Origin of the sequence: Bradyrhizobium sp. Mp27 (genome assembly GCF_029953005.1) — a bacterium.
Classification (GTDB): Bacteria; Pseudomonadota; Alphaproteobacteria; order Rhizobiales; family Xanthobacteraceae; genus Bradyrhizobium; species Bradyrhizobium barranii.
Genome location: NZ_JASAUS010000349.1, coordinates 1 through 3,394 on the forward strand (window position 1 = coordinate 1; position 3,394 = coordinate 3,394).

At 53.5% G+C, this 3,394-nt stretch carries 3 protein-coding genes and 1 pseudogene; 3 read left to right on the plus strand and 1 reads right to left on the minus strand.

Annotated elements, in window-relative coordinates; translation table 11 throughout:
- Positions 1-176 precede the first annotated feature (176 nt).
- Positions 177-917, plus strand: coding sequence for a trypsin-like peptidase domain-containing protein (locus tag QJT78_RS49545; RefSeq protein WP_281460803.1), 741 nt, complete (start codon positions 177-179; stop codon positions 915-917).
- A 1-nt stretch (position 918) separates the two neighbouring features.
- Positions 919-1,147: pseudogene (locus QJT78_RS49550) on the plus strand (SOS response-associated peptidase); the annotation flags it as partial.
- A gap of 38 nt (positions 1,148-1,185) precedes the next feature.
- Here the strand turns inward: QJT78_RS49550 and QJT78_RS49555 are convergent.
- Positions 1,186-2,271, minus strand: a complete 1,086-nt coding sequence (locus tag QJT78_RS49555) for an HNH endonuclease (protein ID WP_049808040.1) — start codon at positions 2,269-2,271, stop codon at positions 1,186-1,188.
- A gap of 619 nt (positions 2,272-2,890) precedes the next feature.
- Here QJT78_RS49555 and QJT78_RS49560 point away from each other — a divergent pair.
- The gene (locus QJT78_RS49560; protein WP_281460804.1) at positions 2,891-3,016 is read left to right on the plus strand and encodes a hypothetical protein; all 126 of its coding nucleotides are present in this window, start codon (positions 2,891-2,893) and stop codon (positions 3,014-3,016) included.
- Positions 3,017-3,394: the final 378 nt, after the last annotated feature.

Genomic DNA, 3,394 nt, shown 5'->3' on the forward strand with positions numbered 1-3,394 from the left:
TGCCGAAAGTCATCGCCGGTGTAAAGTTCATCGACGGAATCGAAGTCATTCCGAACACTGAAAGCCACGCCGCCTGATCAGGCCGCGTCACCCAAAATCAGCCATAGCTCTATTCCAGAACGGTTGCACACATCGAACTATTTGCGCACGAAAACGGCCAACCCGTTTCCTGTGGATTGGCAACCGGTTTCTTCTACAGGCGCGAAGACAACCTTTATCTCATAACCAATTGGCACGCCCTTACCGGGCTTGACCCTTCTACTTTCCAGCCTCTTGGGGCTTTCCCTGACGTTTTAGTTTTCCGCTATAAACAATCGGTCGATGGCGCTGGTAATCCGACTGCCGGTTCAACAGTTGCTATCGCAAATTACGAAGGGCGGTTGGATTTGTACTCCTCAGGTTCGCCCATATGGTACGAACACAGCACTCGTCAAAATGTCGATGTTGTTGCGGTTAAGCTTTCGCAGTCTGAATTGGGAGAGTGGGCAAACATTCCCATAAATGAAGTGGATCAAAGTCCTCAATTGCATGTGGCGGCTGGAATGGATTGCTTCGTTTTGGGATATCCAAAAGGGATGATTGGGCCAGGTAGAACACCTATCTGGAAGCGCGGGGCCGTCGCCTCAGAACCCGATTATAACTGGAGGGACATGCCCGCGTTTCTTATTGATACCGCAACTCGTGATGGGATGTCTGGATCGCCTGTTATCGTACGACACTCAGGCATTCTATTGACTGGCGAAGGTGGCACCCTTGCTGGGGATAGCCTCATCGGAACGATGACGAAGTTCGCAGGAGTCTATTCAGGGCGAATTGGTGAAGATGAATTGGGCGTTCAACTCGGGCTGGTTTGGAAGCCTGAAGTCTTAGAAGATATCTTGACCGAAAATACTCGCGGGATGCATCCGCTTCGATAAGATGTGCAACCTATACAGCATTACCACGAACCAAGCCGCCATTGCCGCGCTCTTCCGCGTCGTTAATCGATACGTCGGCAACCTTGCGCCGTTACCCGGTGTTTTCCCGGATTATCCGGCACCTGTAGTTCGCAACACCGATCACGGCATCGAGCTTGCGCTGATGCGTTGGGGGCATGCCGCCACCACCCCGCATCGGTGGACCGCCGGTTACAAACATCCGCAACACGGCGCGGAGCGGAGAAAGGAAGACGGCTAATAACTCGAATTACCGGTTCTGGGTCTCCAGCTCGATCTTTATCCGCCGATGCTCTACTCGGTGACAGTTGGCGCAGAGGCATTCCAAGTCGTCGAGCTTTGTCTTGTGCCCTTCCGTCATGTCCTCCACCAGGACAGCACCGTGATGGACTTCGATACATGCAAGACCGTGCGGCCCGCCGTATTTTGCAATTGGGTCCATCTGACAGCGTTCACAGAATAGACGACCATGCTTGCGTAAAAATGAGTCCTTCTTTGCTTGTGCAAGCCCGGAAGCTCGCTCTTTTCTTAGATGAGCGACTAGGCGAGGCTTGCCTTCAGTCCAAAGGCGATCCTCGTTGGAAGTCGAGAAGTCTGGTAGTTCAGTAGGCTGATTTTTCGGAACAATGATGTATCCAGCCCGCTCGAGAGTTCGGAAGCAGATTGTGCCTAGCCCGCCAGAGAAGTGCTTCGGCAGCACGTTAAACGACAATGCCTCCGTGGCGGCTAGACCAAACACCGCTTTTGGCGGGAAACGCTCGCCTTGGTCCGTTACAAGGTCATAGTCTGTTGACGGCCCGTAGGCGTGTTCAAATTCGGGCTGACGCAATTTTTCAAGTGCGTTCCAGATATGTTCAGCGTTGATCGTCTCAAACAAGTTGGTGGGGAGCCGGTCAATAATATCGGCGACATGAACAAGACGAAGTTTATCTGTGAGTTCCGACAGCGCTACTTCAGTTGAGAACTGGATACGAATCCTCTTGGTCGAATTGCCGCCCTTTAAGCCCTTGCGCTGTCCGACGAGCTTCATCCGCTTGGACATCAATGTGAATGCAGTTGATCCCTCAGCATCAAGTTCGCCTCGCGAGAGAATAATGCGCTCTTCAACGGGAAGGCGCTGCGCATCGAAACTATCTACCCAAGCGGCTTCGAACGGAAGATGGGAATAAGCAATGCGGCGCAAGACAAGACGAAGAGCAGGACCGTATTGCGCGTTTGTGACGTTTGCCCGAGCGGTGCTGCCTCCACGACTATGAACGGTTAGCCCTCTTGCATCGAGCTCTGTACGTGCATCCATGAACTGATCGTTGTCGTCGAGAATCTGGTAGGTCATCATTGTCTTTCGCAGTTGCAAGAATGATGACAAGGTAGTGGGTTGCTCGGTCAATCTTCAAATGATTTCACGCCTTGAGGTTTGTTTCGCACCTCGGCAAACTGCGCGTTTTCGTGAACTATGGCGTTCAGGAGCGGGGGGGGCCGATTGGTGACAAAGGCTAAAATGGTAGAGACCAAAGCAAAGGCGAAGCGCAAACCCAAAGCTTCAACTACTCGAAGCTGGCAGATCGTACTTAGTTTTTACCGAGAGGATGGCCCTAAGGGAAACTTCGCGCTCAATCATTACCATCGGACCAAATCCGAAGCTTTGAAGCAGTGGAAGGAGGAGGGGCCTTCTTGGGTGAGGCGACATCCAAACTTTGCCTCCTTGAGGGAGGTCGTATCACGGCCGGGTAAGCCCGTGATCACGACGGAGTTGGATTGTATCTATTCTGTCGGTCCATTCTGGGACTACGGTCGCTACAAGAGACAGAAGGAAGAAGAGGCGGGTATAGACGAGTAGGTGCAGCGCTTCGCTGGCTGCCTGGCGATGAAGTGGAATTCGTTGGGCACCCATCGCCGGGGAGAACTTGCGACAGATAAGAAAAACCAGCGCCACTTTGCGGTGGACTATACGCAAGATGGACGAAGGCAAGTACACCGGGTTGGAAAACCGACTCGACGGTGAGGCCATTGTGGCGAGCAAGCCGGTTGCGGTGTTCGATTGGAAGTGCACGCGCGGCACACGCGCCGCAAGTTTGCGGTAAGTTATTCGAATTGAATTTCGGCGATTCGTTTTAAGCGATCGATGACCAGGCTTGCATCGTGCGAGGTAGCGCGGGGCGTGCAGCCATTCCGTTTGCGAAGGCGCATGTCACCTATCGGAAGATTTAGAGCTTCGGGCAAAGGCGATAGCTTCAAGCTATAGCTTCCTACCGGTGCGCGAGCCGACCAGATTTTTAATCGACTTGGCCTTCGTGTTAGCGGGGCGCGGCGGCGCACTGCGGACCTCCTTTTGTCGGATGCCAACCGGTATGTCAATCGGCGTTTGACTGGGACCCCCTATCGGCCTCCAAAAGGGACCCCTTTGATCGGCGTGCTCTGCTGGTAGCGCTCGGGTCGTCGGAGCTGGTCGGGGTTGCGGA